This window comes from Sphingobacterium sp. UBA6320, from assembly GCF_002440335.1.
GTDB lineage: Bacteria > Bacteroidota > Bacteroidia > Sphingobacteriales > Sphingobacteriaceae > Sphingobacterium.
This window is the reverse complement of record NZ_DJTA01000013.1, coordinates 95,644-112,029: the sequence shown is the minus strand read 5'-3', so window position 1 is coordinate 112,029 and position 16,386 is coordinate 95,644. Positions and strand designations below refer to the sequence as shown.

The window sequence follows — 16,386 nt, the reverse complement described above, 5'->3', positions numbered from 1 at the left end:
AATGAATTCTTTTCATTTGAAGAAACGGGAAATCTATTCAAAGACAAAAGAAAAATTAGGACAAATTGATGATACAGATGCATTATTTGATAACGATCTATTAAATAACCAAGATGCTACGGCTCATTATATCAATTTGGTCCAAGGGAACATTACACTTGCTCAACTAGAAAACAGTTATTCAGAAAAAGCAAAGCGGGCTCAACATGTACTGACTCATTATGTGGATAGTATATTCTCTCCATTAGGTCTTGAAGTAAAATTACAAAAAGAAATTCTACAGATCACTTTCAAAAACACCGAGCAAAAGCTATTGAATAATCCGATTGTGGTGTATAAAACGAACGGAAATCTCATGCATCCATTAGAGCTATCTTCGGGAACATGGGCTACGGAAAGAACGGTGAAACAATTGACAAAAGAGGAATCGGCAATAACCGTTGAACAAGAGGATAAACCATATAGTTTTCTTGTGCTTCGAAAATCAACTTTTGAAGTGGTTAATATCAATTGGGTTGTTTTCAAAGAATTGGCATTCTTACTACTGAATACACTTTTGATCCTAATAGCCCTACTGTTCTTATTTTATAAGACCTATCAAAATCTTAAAAAGCAACAGAAGAAAATTGGGCAGTTACATGACACTGTTGACAATATTTCGCATGAACTTAAAACACCTATTGCAACCCTAAAAGTCGCTTTAAAAACTTTAGAAAAACATCCCGACCCTACTATAATAGCAGTCATGACCAGACAATTGGAGCGCCTAGAACAGACTTTAGAGCCCCTGAATGAACCAAAAAAAGAAATTTCTAATATCGTGATCGCTAATCATCAGATAGCAACATTGCTATCCGATTTTAAGCTAGCACATCCTGATATCCACTTTGAAATGAACGATATTACAAAGGTGGTTATTCCGCTCAATGATGTTGATTTTAACACCATATTGGTGAATCTGATGGATAATAGTATCAAGTATGGTGCTACGCAATTGCATATATCCATCACAAATGATCAGAACCTATGCAAGATTCAAGTGCGTGATAATGGAATTGGGATAATTCAGAAGGAGATTCCTCATATTTTTGAAAAATTCTACCGCATACAAAAAAATAACATTCATGATACTAAAGGTTTAGGATTGGGTTTATATCTAATCAACAATATCGTGAACCGCCACCAAGGAAATATTCAAGTCAGTAGTAAACAGAATCAAGGAACCACATTTAATATTTCGATACCACATGAAAACTAAGCTTTTGTTAATCGAGGATGATCCTGATTTTGGCTTTATGCTGCAGCATTATCTACAACTTTCGGGATATGAAGTTCATTGGATGCAAAGTCCTGCTGAATTTTCGCTGTATGAAAATACACTTCCTTATGATTTGTTAATCATTGATGTAATGTTGCCTCTTAAAAGTGGGTTTACATTAGCGCAAGAAATAAAGGAACGTTTCCCTGAGTTTCCTTTTATTTTCTTAACTGCCAAAGAGCAAAAAATTGACAAATTAACCGGTCTAAAAATAGGTGCCGATGACTACATCACAAAACCCTGTGATCCAGAAGAGTTGGTATTGCGTATCCAAAATATCTTAAAGCGGAATAAAAAGAAAGAGCTCACGATCTCGATAACATTGGGCAGTTATCAGTTTTTTCCACAACGCTTAATCTTGTCTCATCCTTTCGAACAATTTAAATTAACAGAAAGGGAGGCCAAGCTCTTATTATTTCTAAGTAAGCGCTCGGGTTCTCTTGTGACACGGGAAGAAATTTTACAAGAAGTGTGGGGCACCAGTGATTTTTTCAATGGCCGTAGCATGGATGTATTTATTACACGGCTTCGAAAATACCTCAAACATGATGTAAGCTTGCAAATAACTTCTTCCCGAGGAGTTGGATTTACAATTTCATTCTGATCGGATTGCCCTTGGGTCGATCAAAAATTAGTGTACCTATCCATCAATACCTTCTTCGCGTTTTTGCCACAATTTCTCTGCCCAACGGCCCACAAACCAAAAGGAGATCGCCAAGATGAGGAAGAAGATAGCACGATTGATATTATCCCATAGATACTCGACATAACGGGTATAGACATTCAATACAAAAAATACGAAACCGATTTCCCTGGTGGTATTATCTTTCATCTTTAAACCATAGATCACTAAACCTGCCGATACTGCAGTAGATAATAATCCCCAGTAGAATATATGATATTGTCGTACTAATGTCCACTCATAAAAATCCGAATAGTTGCCAAAAATAGAAAGGGACCACAATGAAACCATCAGATACAATAACCCAATGAGATAGCTGAGGGACTGAAATTCCATCAATTGCTTAAATCGTGGTTGTATGTATATAGCTACTAATGTTAAGACAAAACCAAAAATGGTAAAACGCAATGGATAATTCATTCCCCAGAACTTAAATCCCCAATCGCTATGGTAGGCTGTTTCTGTTGCAAACCAAATCCCTAAAGCGATGAGCATAAAAACCCATATCAGTTTTGACTTAAGGCGATTGGCGAGGTATCCATAGATGAGTACCGACAATAAAAATAGTAAAGAATAATGCATGCTATTTTTGTCCAGCACTTTACCTAAAAACCCAATACATGCTGCTGTTGCGAATACTCCGATGAGCATCATGGTTTCAATAGATAGATTTTTATTGGGAAATTTTGTTTTGTAACGAAATCCTAATGTATAAAATAAAACGGCTAGTGCAGCAAAGAATAAGCAAAACAAAATATTTGGTGCTTCATAAAGTGTATCGACAAATTTGAGAAAGGCTGTATCTGTCATCAAAGAAAATACGGCAAACACCAAAGAAGCCAGCGCAACCCAAAAAGCATAGCGTGCTAAGCGTTTCCAATCAAAGCTTTTTACATCAATACTATTGACCATAGCACTAGCGGTTGATGCATCGATTATTTTCTCCTTTTCCCAAAATTGTATCGCTTCTTCTAAGGATTCTTTTTCTTGTTTAGTTACGTCTAATTTCTTCATATAAGTTGTGAAATGGCAAAGTACAAATTATACCCATTATTTAAGCTATAGATTTGCAATGTCGTGACAATAATAAAGATATGAGCACTGTTAAAGTTCATTAAAAATAAGTAATTTTGCATGTTTGCAGAAATTCATCTGCGTTTGGAAGAAAACAGGGGTTACATGACAAAGAAAATCACACCAGATTTAGGTGAACAAAATGAAGTTCAAGTATTTGGAGCACGTGTACACAATCTCAAGAATATTGACATTTCATTTCCTAGAAACGAATTGGTTGTTATCACGGGACTAAGTGGTAGTGGTAAATCGTCATTAGCTTTTGACACGATCTATGCAGAGGGTCAAAGGCGGTATATGGAGACATTTAGTGCATACAGCCGTCAGTTTTTGGGTGGCATGGAGCGACCTGATGTCGATAAAATTTCCGGATTGAGCCCTGTTATTTCTATTGAACAAAAAACGACGAGCAAAAATCCGCGTTCGACAGTCGGTACCATTACTGAGGTTTATGATTTTATGCGTCTGCTATTTGCACGTGCGAGTGAGGCATTTTCTTATATAACGGGCAATCGCATGCAGCGCATGTCTGATGATCAAATTGTGGATCGCATTCTGACTGATTTTGATGGACAAGCTCTCAATATTTTGGCTCCTGTTATCAAGGGCCGTAAAGGTCACTACCGCGAATTATTTGAACAAATCCGTAAGCAGGGTTATGTAAAAGTTCGCGTTGATGGTGAAATTGTAGATCTCACGCCAAAGATGCAAGTGGATCGGTATAAAATACATGATATTGAGATTGTAGTAGACCGACTTAAAGTAACTGCCGATGATAAAAAGCGCCTGCAGACATCTGTTATGCAAGCGATGAAAACAGCGAAAGGAATTATCAAAGTGGCTAATCAGGAAAATGATGAACAATTTTTCAGCCGCTACTTAATGGATGCTGAATCGGGTATTTCTTATGATGAGCCACAACCGAATACCTTCTCTTTTAATTCGCCATATGGAGCTTGTCCAAAATGTGATGGTCTAGGTTATATCTTTGAAATTGATAAAAACACCGTTATTCCTGATCGTAAATTAAGTATTCAAAAAGGAGGTTTAGCGCCATTAGGCCCTGCAAAGGAAACTTGGAATTTTCAAGTTTTAAAAGCGGTTGCTAAAAAACTTGATTTTTCTCTGAGCACTCCTTTAGAGAAATTAACAGAAGAACAACTCGATACGTTACTATTTGGTGCAGAGGAACCTATTTCAGTAGCTGTTTCATATGGTAGTTATGATGTGCGCGATTATCGGATCGAATTTTCTGGTATTTTCAAAATGCTTGAAGAGCAATCAGGCAAATCTAGCGACGACATGTCTTCTTTAGATGATTTCCGTTCGAAAATAGTCTGTCCAACTTGTCAAGGAGCACGATTGAAGAAAGAATCGTTGCATTTTAAATTTGCAGGTAAAAACATCTATGAACTGGCGCATATGGATATCAAATCCCTGTACGAATGGTTTTCAAATGTAAATGCTTCTTTGGATGAACGCCAACAGATCATCGCAACTGAAATATTAAAAGAAATACAGTCGCGCTTAGGATTTTTATTGGATGTGGGATTAAACTACCTGACTATAGATCGTTCTTCAAAATCACTTTCTGGAGGAGAAGCTCAACGTATCCGACTTGCGACACAAATCGGTTCTCAGCTCGTCAATGTCTTGTATATCTTGGATGAACCGAGTATTGGTCTCCATCAAAGAGATAATGAAAGACTGATCAATTCTTTAAAAAATTTACGTGATATTGGCAACTCGGTATTAGTTGTTGAACATGATAAAGACATGATTTTGAATGCCGACTATGTCATCGATATGGGACCTGCTGCAGGTGTAAATGGTGGTCAGGTGGTGGCTGAGGGCAAACCAAAAGATATTTTAAAATCAAAATCGTTGACAGCTGCTTATTTAAACGGTAAAAAAGAGGTTGCCATCCCTTCTGAAAGAAGAACTGGTAATGGAAAAACATTATCACTTAAAGGAGCTACAGGAAATAATTTGAAAAATGTTTCTGTAGATTTTCCATTAGGAAAATTGATTTTAGTTTCTGGTGTTTCCGGTTCTGGAAAATCAAGTTTGATTACAGGTACATTATATCCTATTCTAAATAAACATTTTTTCCGTGCTAAAGGTATCCCTCTCCCCTTTAAGAGTATTGATGGATTAGAGCATATTGATAAGGTGATTGAAATCGACCAGAGTCCGATCGGTCGTACACCACGATCAAATCCTTCTACTTATACAGGTGTATTTTCAGATATCAGAACCTTGTTTGTTCAACTACCTGAAGCGAAAATAAGAGGCTATAAACCCGGAAGATTCTCCTTTAATGTCAAGGGTGGACGCTGTGAAACCTGCCAAGGTGGGGGAATGAAAGTCGTTGAAATGAACTTTCTACCTGATGTTCAGGTTCCTTGTGAAACATGTCATGGAAAACGCTATAACAGAGAAACTTTGGAAGTACGCTTCAGAAGTAAATCCATATCCGATGTATTGGACATGAGTGTGGATGAGGCTGTTGTTTTCTTCGAAAACATCCCTTCTATCTATCGTAAAATAAAAACATTGCAGGATGTTGGCTTAGGATATATTACATTGGGACAGTCATCGACAACGCTATCTGGAGGTGAAGCTCAACGGATTAAATTGGCGACTGAGCTCTCTAAAAAAGATACCGGTAACACCTTCTATATCTTGGATGAGCCAACAACTGGTTTACACTTTGAAGACGTGAATGTGTTGATGGGTGTGATCAACCGCTTGGTTGACCGTGGTAATACCATCTTGATCATTGAGCATAATTTAGATGTGATTAAGTGCGCCGACTGGGTCATCGATATTGGTCCTGAAGGAGGTAAAGATGGTGGTAAAGTATTATTTTCTGGTACACCAGAAGGCTTAATCAAAAATAAGGATAGCGAAACGGCCCGATTCCTAAAGTTGGAAATGAAATAATCCAGATTAAATTTGATACACCTAGTTGGTGTATCAAATTTAAAGCATGAAAGTTGATAAGTAATGTAATTTATACGACAACTTTCTAACGGAATTAAAATCATTCCTCATTAATTTCGTAACTTCGCATCATATGTCGGATATTATTCAATTACTACCAGATAATGTTGCCAATCAGATTGCAGCAGGTGAAGTCGTACAAAGACCTGCCGCTGCTATTAAAGAATTGATTGAAAATGCTATAGATGCTGGAGCTGACAAGATACAATTGATCATCAAAGATGCTGGAAAATCATTAATTCAAGTGATTGATAATGGTTGTGGAATGAGCGTGACGGATGCACGTCTTTGTTTTGAACGACATGCTACTTCCAAAATTCGTAAAGCAGAAGACTTGTTTGCCATTCGTACAATGGGATTTCGTGGAGAAGCGATGGCTTCTATCGCAGCCATTGCACATGTAACATTGAAAACACGTCGCTTTGAGGATGAATTGGGTACTGTTGTCGAGATCGAAGGTTCAAAAATTATCACTCAAGCTCCTGAAGCAGTAGCTGCAGGCACCAATATTTCTATTAAAAATCTTTTTTTCAATATACCCGCACGCCGTAACTTTTTAAAAAGTAACTCGGTAGAAATGCGCCATATTATAGAAGAATTTCAACGGATAGCATTAGCTAATCCGGAGATCTTTTTGACTCTACATAGTGATGGAAATGAAATGTTTCATTTACCAGCGGAGACCTTAAAACAGCGTATTGTTCATCTTTTTGGGAATACATACAATCAGCGATTAGTACCTGTGGAAGAGGATACTTCTATTATTAAGGTGAATGGCTTTGTCGGTAAGCCTCAATTTGCTAAAAAAACAAGGGGTGAGCAATTTTTCTTTGTCAACAAAAGATTTATCAGAGATCATTATTTGAATCATGCTGTTATGAATGCCTTTGAGGAAATTCTTCCTGCAGAGACCTTTCCTTTGTATGTATTATTTATTGATATTGATCCTTCAAAAATCGATATTAATGTTCATCCAACGAAGACCGAGATTAAATATGAAGATGAAAAAGCTATTTATGCCATCATCCGATCTGCTGTCAAAAGATCCCTCGGTCGCTATAACATTGCACCATCGCTGGATTTTGAGCAAGAAACAGGTTTTTCGAACATGATTACTCCAAAACCTTTGGATGAAATCATTGTGCCTACCGTTAGTTTCAACCCTGATTTTAATCCTTTTGAACCGGATCAAGTCACTAAAACAACATTTTCACGTGCTGATAACTATATGGCAGGTTTTGAGAAAAAATCGGCCATTCCACAAAATTGGGATACTTTATATCAAATCACAGAGCGAGATGAATCCATGCAGTTGCCGCTTGAACATGAGCAGCAAGAGCGTTCTATTCATCAACTACCTGGGGTTAATAGTCAAGTAACTACCAAGCAGTTTTTTCAAATCCACAATAGATTTATTGTCTCGCAGATTCATTCTGGAGTCATGCTCATCGATCAACAGGCGGCACACGAACGTATTTTGTTTGAACAATTCAAATCACAGCTCGACCAACACAAAGGATTGAGCCAACAAAGTTTATTCCCACAAAGTATTGACTTAAATCCATCAGATAATGAATTGATGCAAGATCTTTTGGAAGATATCCAAAGTTTAGGGTTTCAAATTCGTTCATTTGGTAAAAATAGTTACATTATTGACGGTATTCCTGCAGATCTAGGGACTGGAATTGATGAACGTAAAATCATTGAACAGATTTTAGAAGACTATAAAAACAATTTGAGCGATTTTAAAATTGAAAAACGCGAAAATTTAGCGAAAAGCCTAGCACGCAATGCTGCAATAAAACCAGGAACTTTCTTGGATAACAATGCGATATCAGAACTTATTGATCAATTATTTGCTTGCGAATCTCCAAATATTTCTATTTTCGGAAAACCAATCGTTATTACCATTACCTTACAGGAACTCCTAGAAAAGTTTAGTAAAAACTAATTTAAATTTATGAATAGCGCTAACCCTCTTTCAAATTTACCTACAGTAACTAAAAACTTACTTATCATAAATGTGGTTTGTTTTGTTGGTTCGATGATCTTTGAAAACTCAACGAGACTTTTTGGGGTCTATTATCCTGACTCTCCTTTTTTCAATGTGTGGCAAATCATTACCTATATGTTTATGCATGGAGGTTTTACACATATTTTCTTTAATATGTTTTCACTAGTGATGTTTGGTCCGATCATCGAACAGGTATTGGGATCAAAGCGTTTTCTAAATTTTTATTTATTAACTGGAATTGGAGCTCTGGTTCTTCAATTTGGCGTACAGGCATTTGAAGTGTATCAAATCGCTGGTGTAGTTAATCCAGGCAGTAGTCTAAAGTTTGATATGATCTCGGGCATGGTATATAGCGATAGCCCTAATATATCTCAGGCAGGTTTAGGAACTTTAGTTTCAATCTATAATACGCCATTGGTAGGTGCTTCTGGTGCTATTTATGGTTTGTTGTTAGCTTTTGCCTACTTATTCCCCAATCTCAAGCTTGCACTTATCTTTATACCTGTACCGATAAAGGCGAAATATTTTATCCCAATCATGATCTTGATTGAAATCTATTTAGGATTTTCAAATTCAGGAGGGTCTATTGCCCATTTAGCGCACGTTGGAGGAGCATTATTTGGTTACCTATTGCTAAAAGCTTGGGGTATTAAAAAAGGAATATATTAATTATCTTTATAACATGAGGGAAAATTCGTTCAAAAACTTTATCAGGACAACCTTCGGTTCAGGATCCCCTATTCCATTTATTATCAGTGGAAATGTTGCTCTGTTTATCTTGATCTATCTTTTTGATATTCTTTTTGAATTGAAGATTATACCTACACCTCTTTTTCAATGGACGGTCGATCAATTAAGTTTACCAACAAATTTTCAAGCTTTTATTCAACAGCCTTGGTCTCTACTGACTTACAATTTTCTTTATACGGGACTATTTAATGTTGCTTTTGATTGTTTATGGCTCTATTGGTTAGGGAATATTTTCTTCAATTTTCTAAATAAACGACAATTTCTGTTTATTTATATCTTTTCTGGGTTGCTTGCGGGACTGATCTTTTTGATCTTTTCACATCTTGCACTTTTTTCTAATTTACCTAATCCTTATTTAAATACAGGTTCGATCACTATTGCGGCCATTTTAGCATCAATAGCGACTTTAGTTCCTAAATATGAACTGAGGCTTCTATTATTTGGAAATGTAAAATTAAAGACCATTGCTATTGTGTATTTTGCCATACAATTCTTATTCTTCATACTGACAAATAAACCAGCTGCTATCAGTTATTTTTGCGCTGTTATATTTGGCATGGGGTACACTTATGCATTGCAATCTGGTATGGATTGGTCTAAAATATTTAAAAAGAAAGATAAAAAACGTTCAAAACTAAAAGTAGTAGTCGGACATGGTGAACGATCAATGCCTCAACACCGATATGATTTACCCAATCAGGATCAGATCGACCAAATATTGGATAAGATATCTTTATCCGGATACGATAGTTTAAGTACTCACGAAAAAGAAATTCTATTTAAAGCAAGCAATAACAATAAGATAGATGGCTAGGCGGGCACTCGTAAAAAAAAGATTGGGTTATTTGAGCAGGACGGTTTTCATTTTCAACATTCTTGCCATTGTTGCCTTATTGATTAGTTATTCAGCCGCTTTCATCAATCCTAAAACATTTTGGCCAATTGCTTTTTTTGGTCTAGGATACCTGCCTATTCTCCTTATAAACATCGGTTTTATTGCTTATTGGTTATTACGAAAGCCAAAAATGCTAATCTTTTCTTTGCTGACCATCCTAATCGGATGGCCTTTATTAACCAAACATTGGAACCCCAGGTCCACCGCTCCAATTACTGCAAAAACAACAGATTATATTCGTGTTTTAAGTTTCAATGCTCATCTTTTTAAGGATATACACGATGCTAAGAAAAACTTTAAAAATGATGCCTTGACAATATTGGATAGTATCAAACCTGACATCGTATGTTTTCAGGAATATTACAGTAAAATAAAAGGAAAATACGTCATCTCCAATGAATTTAAAATCAAACTGGGGTATGACTATCATTACTTTGCTGAAAGTTCTAAGAATGATTATGAGGCTTATGGTATGACTATTTTTTCGAAATATCCGATTGTGAATTCAGGAAATATTTTAGACAATGACTATGGTATCAATCGAATTTCTTATGCTGATATTAAGAAAAATGACAGTACAATTCGCGTATACAATGTTCATCTCAGATCATTTGCGCTTCAAAATGAAGATAAAGAATTTATTCAAAATCCATCAAGTAAAAATGAAACCCACAATCAAGCTTCAAGACGTTTGGGCAGAAAGCTAAAAAATGCTTTTGAATTCAGAAGTGAGCAAGCTAGTTCTTTAAAAAGACATATGAACGCCTGTACTTCTCCGTACATCGTGATGGGAGATTTTAATGATACACCAATGAGTTATTCTGTAAATCTAGTGAGCAAAGGTCTTCATAATGCCTTTAAAGAAAAAGGTGCCGGCTGGGGAGTCACACATTATGAAATGTTGCCGATCTTTCAGATTGATTATATTTTTGCCAGCCCTGCATTTGAGGTATTAAATTATCACGTGGTCAAAAGAAAGCTATCTGATCACTATCCGATCTGGAGTGATCTAAAATTGAAAAACTAGCTGATCTGAATACCTAATGCACGTAAGGCACTTGCAACAAATTGATCTTTCCTGTTCTTGATCTTAAAATAAGCTTCTCTACCAAAATAATACCGCCCGACCAAAGCTTCGATGTCAGACTGAATGATCTGATGAAGGCGATCTGCCTCTAACTTATTGACCGCAATACCTTTTCTAGATAAAAAGGAAATAAAATCATTAAATTCTTGATCTGGTAAATTATAACCACTTAAGAAATTTTCTATTGAGTATGCTGGCAATTTCTTTGTAAAACGATCATAGACAAACTCTTGTATACTATTGGAATGATAAATCTCTCTATACTTGGCACTTATTTCATTGGAGTCTATAGGGATTACAATATCAGGCTGTATACCTCCTCCTCCAAATAACATTTTGCCTTTGCTAGTGGTATACATTTCATGTGTATTATACTCTGTATCCAATGTCCAAAGATCAAATGTGGTCATATATTTAGACTGATCATAATTTGCCCGAGTATACTTTCTTTGAATACACCGTCCTAATGGCGTGTAATAGCGAGCAACAGTCAGGTTGACTGCAGATCCATCTGCAAAGTCAAACTGCTCTTGAACCAATCCTTTTCCATAAGATCTGCGACCGACTACGGTACCTCTATCCAAATCCTGTAGAGCTCCGGTCACAATTTCACTTGCCGAGGCTGTTTCTTCATTAATAAGAACAACAATACGACCGTCACTAAAGTTGCCCGGCTCGGTAGAGAAGTAGTCACGACGTAACTCGTTTGCTCCTTCAGTATACATCAACAGGCGTTTCTCTTTGAAAAACATGCTGGCCATTTCAATGGCGGTATGTACATAACCACCACCATTACCTCTAAGGTCTAAAATCAGATCTTGGGCGCCACTTTTTTTCAGGTCACGCAATTTAATTTTAAAATCTTCGGAAGTCTGATGCCCAAAGCGTCGGATTTTTACATAAGCAATTTTAGGTGCTATCATGTAGGAGGCATCTAATGTACTTACGGATACTTGATCACGTACAACTTTTAAAGGTGTAGTTAGAATTTCATCATTACGTTTGATCATGATATCAACGGTAGAACCCTTCTTACCACGAATTAATTTATCGACCACGTGCTCGGTAACACGAACACCGGCAATATTTCGATTGGCTATTTTAATTAAACGATCGCCAATTTTCATTCCTGATTTTTCTGCTGGACCACCAGCGATCATACCCACAACTAGCAGTGTATCGTTGAGATTAAAATATTCAACACCAATACCATCAAAGGTTCCTTCAAGGGCTTCTGCTTGCGCTAAACGTTCGTTGGGTTTAAGATATGTAGAAAACGGATCTAATCGGGTGATGATATGTTGAATGGCTTCATCTTGAATGGTATCTAGACTCACTTTATCCACATAATTATCTGAAATTAAGTTAACTAAATATTGAACTTTCTCAGAATTTCCAGTTAATCCACCGGCTAGAATAGAAGTCGATTGTTTATTACCTTGTTCATCGGCATATTTCTGCCCAAGCAATAGACCCACGAGTAAAACTCCTGCGTATGTTGCTGCTACAAAAATATTCCGTTTTATACTTCCTTGCATATGAAAAGATGCTTCAAAAATACTAAGTTTTATTCATTAATACCACAATAAATGACGTGATTTTTATGTTAAAACAAAAGTTATTAAAAGTGGTTAATATCTGAAAGTTTTCTCAACTTTGTCTTTGTAACAATCAAATAATCTGCCAAAATGCACGAAATTGAACCTTTTTACAATTGGAGACATGATTATATTGCATCGGAAGATGAACAATCTCCTTTTTATGGAACAATATATAATGAATTTGAATACGATAAACAGATTTATAATTTCCTTTTACATCCCCAATGGGATGATTTTGGTTCACATACGCTGTATTTAAAAGTACTATTTGTGGACTATGAGAAGCAGTATGGTATCATCGAGCTTATCGGCGAATGGAATGATGCAATTGACAACGATATCATGATCTTGAAACGTGAATTGATTGATTTAATGATCGCCGAGGGAATCAATCATTTTATATTGATAGGTGAAAATCTACTTAATTTCCATGCTTCTGATGACACTTATTATGAAGAGTGGTTTCAGGATATTGAGGATGGCTGGATAGCTGCTGTCAATTTTAGACAGCATGTTGTTACGGAATTTATGCAAAATAACATCGACTATTATATCAATTTTGGCGGACATCTTAATGATCTTCCTTGGCGCACTTTAAAACCCATTCAAATTTTTCACCATATCAATGAACAATTAACAAAACGATTGAATGGTTAGGGAGATTTGAAGAAATTATGACATTCAAATTCAATTAAGATGAACTCTTTGAATGGCTGTTCTCTATATTTTTACTTAACTTTGTTACATCAAAAAAATCAAACGCTATGTCATTTAGAATAGAAAAAGATACCATGGGTGAAGTTCAAGTTCCAGCAGATAAATACTGGGGAGCTCAAACAGAACGTTCACGCAACAACTTCAAAATCGGTCCTGCAGCATCTATGCCTCATGAAATTATCGAAGGTTTTGCTTACTTAAAAAAAGCTGCAGCTTATGCTAATGCTGAATTAGGTGTATTACCTATTGAGAAACGTGATGCTATCGCAGCTGTTTGTGATGAGATCTTAGCTGGTCAATTGGATGATCAATTTCCATTGGTAATCTGGCAAACAGGTTCGGGTACGCAATCGAACATGAATTTAAATGAAGTCATTGCAAATCGTGCTCAGGTATTAGCTGGATTCAAAATTGGAGAAGGTGAGCCTGTTTTAAAAGCGAATGATGATGTAAATAAATCACAATCTTCAAATGATACTTATCCTACTGGTATGCACATCGCAGCCTATAAAGCTGTAGTTGAGGTGACCATACCAGGTGTTGAAAAACTTCGTGATACCTTAGCAAAGAAATCTGCTGAGTTTATGAAAGTTGTCAAAATTGGCCGTACGCACTTAATGGATGCTACCCCTTTGACATTAGGTCAAGAATTATCTGGCTATGTTGCTCAATTAAGCTACGGTATAAAAGCTGTCAAAAACACATTGGCACATTTATCGGAATTGGCACTGGGAGGTACAGCAGTTGGTACTGGATTAAACACTCCTGCTGGATATGATGTACTGGTAGCAAAATATATTGCACAATTTACGGGTCATCCTTTCATCACGGCTGAGAATAAATTTGAAGCTTTAGCTGCTCATGATGCCATCATTGAGTCTCATGGTGCATTGAAACAATTAGCAGTTTCTTTAAATAAAATCGCTAATGATATCCGCATGTTGGCTTCTGGTCCACGTTCAGGTATTGGTGAGATCATCATCCCTGAAAATGAACCGGGTTCTTCTATCATGCCTGGAAAAGTAAATCCAACTCAGTGTGAAGCTTTAACTATGGTTGCTGCTCAAGTAATGGGCAATGATGTTGCGATCACAATAGGTGGTACGCAGGGTCATTATGAACTGAACGTTTTCAAACCATTGATGGCGGCTAACTTCTTACAATCTGCTCGATTAATCGGTGATGCATGTATATCATTTGAAGAGCACTGTGCTAGCGGTATCGAACCAAACTACGCTCGTATTAAGGAATTAGTAGATAACTCTTTAATGTTAGTAACGGCTTTAAATACTAAAATTGGATACTATAAGTCTGCAGAAATTGCTCAGACAGCGCATAAAAATAATTCAACATTAAAAGAAACAGCTATTGCATTGGGTTATGTAACTGCTGCAGAATTTGATGAATGGGTAAAACCTGAAGATATGGTCGGGAGCTTAAAATAAGCTTATGATGTCCTATCTAACTAAAAGTAAAAATATAAAAGCATACCTATTCGTTACAATAGGTATGCTTTTGCTGTTTGGGAGCTGTAAGTTTAATTCGGAAATGCAGAGTGAAGGCGCAAGTTATTTGCAAGGAGAATGGAAGCAAGATAGTATTCCTCATCAGGACCAAATGCTGCAATACACACTTACGGAATTTCGTTTTACCTGTGATTCGATCTATGCGCGTATGTATGTTCATTCGAAAACAAAACAAATTGCAGATAGTTGCTACAATAACGGTTCCTGGGTTGAATATGCTAAAGGTCTCTATGTTGTCCGTGGTGACAGCGTAATTGTGGACGGTATTTATGTTAAAGAAAATGGAAAACAAAAATTATCGGGCTGCTACCGTCAGGGACAGTATCTACCTCGGTTTAAAGTTGCTTCCCATTCAAAGGACTCTTTGGTCTTAGAAAATAAATATGATCAGCGCCCTATCATTTTACGGAAAACTAAAGACGTAATTTGTGTCCCGCAAAAGCGTTGGCAATAAAACAAACTAAACATACACATAGCCATTTAATCATTAAATGGCTTTTTCTATCATTAATGACGCGCTCGTCACTATCTGAGCAAAAAATATGAATAAAGGAATTATTGCATTGGCCTTTGGAGGTCTTGCTATAGGAATGACAGAATTCTCGATGATGGGAATCTTACCTGATATAGCAAAGGATTTGAACATCGACATTCCAACCGCTGCCCATTTAATAGCATTATATGCGATAGGGGTTGTTGTTGGAGCTCCAACGTTAGTATTATTATCTGGAAAATACCCGCCTAAAAATGTATTGCTGTTTTTAATGGTTCTATTTTTCATTTTTAATGGATTATTTGCCATTTCACCAACTCACTTTACGATTCAACTTTCTCGGTTTATGTCAGGCTTACCCCATGGTGCATTCTTCGGTGTAGGGTCTGTTGTTGCTGCAAGATTAGCTCCGAAAGGAAAAGAGGCTCAAGCTATATCGATCATGTTTACGGGAATGACCATTGCAAACTTGGCTGGTGTACCGCTCGGAACATATATCGGTCATCATTACTCATGGCGCATTACTTATGGTGTCATCAGTGCTCTTGGTCTGCTTACATTTATGATGATATATCTGTGGTTGCCAAAAATTGAATCTTCTAAACACAATGACATCATCGCACAACTCAGTTTTTTTAAAAAGAGTGAGGCTTGGTTGCTGATGGCTATTATTTCCATCGGGACTGGAGGGCTTTTTGCCTGGATCAGCTATATCGCTCCATTAGTTACCAATGTATCTGGACTTGAAGCGAATCGGGTGCCACTCATTATGGTTTTAATTGGTATTGGCATGTTCTTTGGCAATCTTCTAGGTGGAAAATTGGCAGATACCATTTCTCCAACAAAAGCGGCCATTGCTAGTTTTAGTTCCATGGCAATATGTCTAGTCATTGTTTTTTTTATCTCTCCATTTCAATGGTCTGCGTATATCATGGCCTTTATTACTGGCTTAGTTTCATTTACTATTGGTCCTCCAACGCAGATGATGTTAATTAGAACTGCTAAAGGAGCAGAGACATTGGCTGCTGCAGGTGGTCAGGCTGCCTTTAATTTAGGAAATACTTTAGGTGCCTATTTAGGGGGTATTCCGATTATCTATGGACTGGCTTACAATACACCCTCTTTGGTAGGTGTTGGTATGGCGACAATTGGCGCTTTACTTACTTTGGTATTTTTGGTACAGTATGTGCAAAAGAATCGTATTCCAATTGCAGACTAACGGA

Annotated in this window: 13 protein-coding genes; 11 read left to right on the top strand and 2 right to left on the bottom strand. The window is 36.7% G+C overall.

The genetic code is table 11. The features are described from left to right. Positions 1-16 precede the first annotated feature (16 nt). Positions 17-1,258, top strand: a complete 1,242-nt coding sequence (locus tag B3P23_RS08165; RefSeq protein ID WP_293925326.1) for a sensor histidine kinase — start codon at positions 17-19, stop codon at positions 1,256-1,258. After that, entirely contained in the window at positions 1,248-1,922 is a 675-nt protein-coding gene (locus tag B3P23_RS08160) for a response regulator transcription factor (protein WP_248755545.1), read from the top strand. The genes B3P23_RS08165 and B3P23_RS08160 overlap by 11 nt, the downstream gene beginning before the upstream one ends. A gap of 36 nt (positions 1,923-1,958) precedes the next feature. Here the strand turns inward: B3P23_RS08160 and B3P23_RS08155 are convergent, their stop codons facing one another. Beyond that, a complete protein-coding gene (locus B3P23_RS08155; RefSeq protein WP_045753837.1) occupies positions 1,959-3,014 on the bottom strand; it encodes a hypothetical protein in 1,056 nt (351 codons plus the stop codon). A 165-nt stretch (positions 3,015-3,179) separates the two neighbouring features. On the opposite strand from B3P23_RS08155, the gene uvrA reads away from it, so the two are divergent. The 5 genes from uvrA to B3P23_RS08130 all read left to right on the top strand — a co-directional run bounded on the left by uvrA (position 3,180) and on the right by B3P23_RS08130 (position 10,766). Continuing rightward, a complete protein-coding gene (gene uvrA, locus B3P23_RS08150) occupies positions 3,180-6,020 on the top strand; it encodes an excinuclease ABC subunit UvrA (RefSeq protein ID WP_293925325.1) in 2,841 nt (946 codons plus the stop codon). 133 nt (positions 6,021-6,153) lie between these two features. Then, on the top strand, positions 6,154-8,031 hold the full coding sequence (gene mutL, locus B3P23_RS08145) for a DNA mismatch repair endonuclease MutL (RefSeq protein ID WP_045753838.1): 1,878 nt from the start codon (positions 6,154-6,156) through the stop codon (positions 8,029-8,031). A gap of 9 nt (positions 8,032-8,040) precedes the next feature. Then, a complete protein-coding gene (locus B3P23_RS08140; RefSeq protein ID WP_045753839.1) occupies positions 8,041-8,763 on the top strand; it encodes a rhomboid family intramembrane serine protease in 723 nt (240 codons plus the stop codon). Positions 8,764-8,776: 13 nt separating this feature from the next. Beyond that, a complete protein-coding gene (locus B3P23_RS08135) occupies positions 8,777-9,658 on the top strand; it encodes a rhomboid family intramembrane serine protease (protein WP_293925324.1) in 882 nt (293 codons plus the stop codon). Further along, the gene (locus B3P23_RS08130) at positions 9,651-10,766 is read left to right on the top strand and encodes an endonuclease/exonuclease/phosphatase family protein (protein ID WP_045753841.1); all 1,116 of its coding nucleotides are present in this window, start codon (positions 9,651-9,653) and stop codon (positions 10,764-10,766) included. The genes B3P23_RS08135 and B3P23_RS08130 overlap by 8 nt, the downstream gene beginning before the upstream one ends. Here the strand turns inward: B3P23_RS08130 and B3P23_RS08125 are convergent. After that, entirely contained in the window at positions 10,763-12,364 is a 1,602-nt protein-coding gene (locus tag B3P23_RS08125; RefSeq protein WP_045753842.1) for a S41 family peptidase, read from the bottom strand. The two genes, B3P23_RS08130 and B3P23_RS08125, sit on opposite strands and share 4 nt — an antisense overlap. Before the next feature lie 150 nt (positions 12,365-12,514). On the opposite strand from B3P23_RS08125, the gene B3P23_RS08120 reads away from it, so the two are divergent. The 4 genes from B3P23_RS08120 to B3P23_RS08105 all read left to right on the top strand — a co-directional run bounded on the left by B3P23_RS08120 (position 12,515) and on the right by B3P23_RS08105 (position 16,382). After that, positions 12,515-13,084, top strand: a complete 570-nt coding sequence (locus tag B3P23_RS08120; protein WP_045753843.1) for a hypothetical protein — start codon at positions 12,515-12,517, stop codon at positions 13,082-13,084. 107 nt (positions 13,085-13,191) lie between these two features. Next, positions 13,192-14,589, top strand: a complete 1,398-nt coding sequence (fumC, locus tag B3P23_RS08115; RefSeq protein WP_094773224.1) for a class II fumarate hydratase — start codon at positions 13,192-13,194, stop codon at positions 14,587-14,589. 4 nt (positions 14,590-14,593) lie between these two features. Next, positions 14,594-15,124 carry a fumarate hydratase gene (locus tag B3P23_RS08110; RefSeq protein WP_228115802.1) on the top strand — a complete coding sequence of 177 codons (531 nt, stop codon included), beginning with the start codon at positions 14,594-14,596 and terminating at the stop codon, positions 15,122-15,124. 88 nt (positions 15,125-15,212) lie between these two features. After that, positions 15,213-16,382, top strand: a complete 1,170-nt coding sequence (locus B3P23_RS08105) for an MFS transporter (RefSeq protein ID WP_094773222.1) — start codon at positions 15,213-15,215, stop codon at positions 16,380-16,382. The last annotated feature ends 4 nt before the right edge of the window (positions 16,383-16,386 follow it).

Excerpts from the sequence above, each read along its gene's own strand:
- B3P23_RS08160 (WP_248755545.1), top strand. The coding sequence starts at position 1,248 with ATGAAAACTAAGCTTTTGTTAATCGAGGATGATCCTGATTTTGGCTTT.
- B3P23_RS08155 (WP_045753837.1), bottom strand. The coding sequence starts at position 3,014 with ATGAAGAAATTAGACGTAACTAAACAAGAAAAAGAATCCTTAGAAGAA.
- uvrA (WP_293925325.1), top strand. The coding sequence starts at position 3,180 with ATGACAAAGAAAATCACACCAGATTTAGGTGAACAAAATGAAGTTCAA.
- mutL (WP_045753838.1), top strand. The coding sequence starts at position 6,154 with ATGTCGGATATTATTCAATTACTACCAGATAATGTTGCCAATCAGATT.
- B3P23_RS08140 (WP_045753839.1), top strand. The coding sequence starts at position 8,041 with ATGAATAGCGCTAACCCTCTTTCAAATTTACCTACAGTAACTAAAAAC.
- B3P23_RS08135 (WP_293925324.1), top strand. The coding sequence starts at position 8,777 with ATGAGGGAAAATTCGTTCAAAAACTTTATCAGGACAACCTTCGGTTCA.
- B3P23_RS08130 (WP_045753841.1), top strand. The coding sequence starts at position 9,651 with ATGGCTAGGCGGGCACTCGTAAAAAAAAGATTGGGTTATTTGAGCAGG.
- B3P23_RS08125 (WP_045753842.1), bottom strand. The coding sequence starts at position 12,364 with ATGCAAGGAAGTATAAAACGGAATATTTTTGTAGCAGCAACATACGCA.
- B3P23_RS08120 (WP_045753843.1), top strand. The coding sequence starts at position 12,515 with ATGCACGAAATTGAACCTTTTTACAATTGGAGACATGATTATATTGCA.
- fumC (WP_094773224.1), top strand. The coding sequence starts at position 13,192 with ATGTCATTTAGAATAGAAAAAGATACCATGGGTGAAGTTCAAGTTCCA.
- B3P23_RS08110 (WP_228115802.1), top strand. The coding sequence starts at position 14,594 with ATGATGTCCTATCTAACTAAAAGTAAAAATATAAAAGCATACCTATTC.
- B3P23_RS08105 (WP_094773222.1), top strand. The coding sequence starts at position 15,213 with ATGAATAAAGGAATTATTGCATTGGCCTTTGGAGGTCTTGCTATAGGA.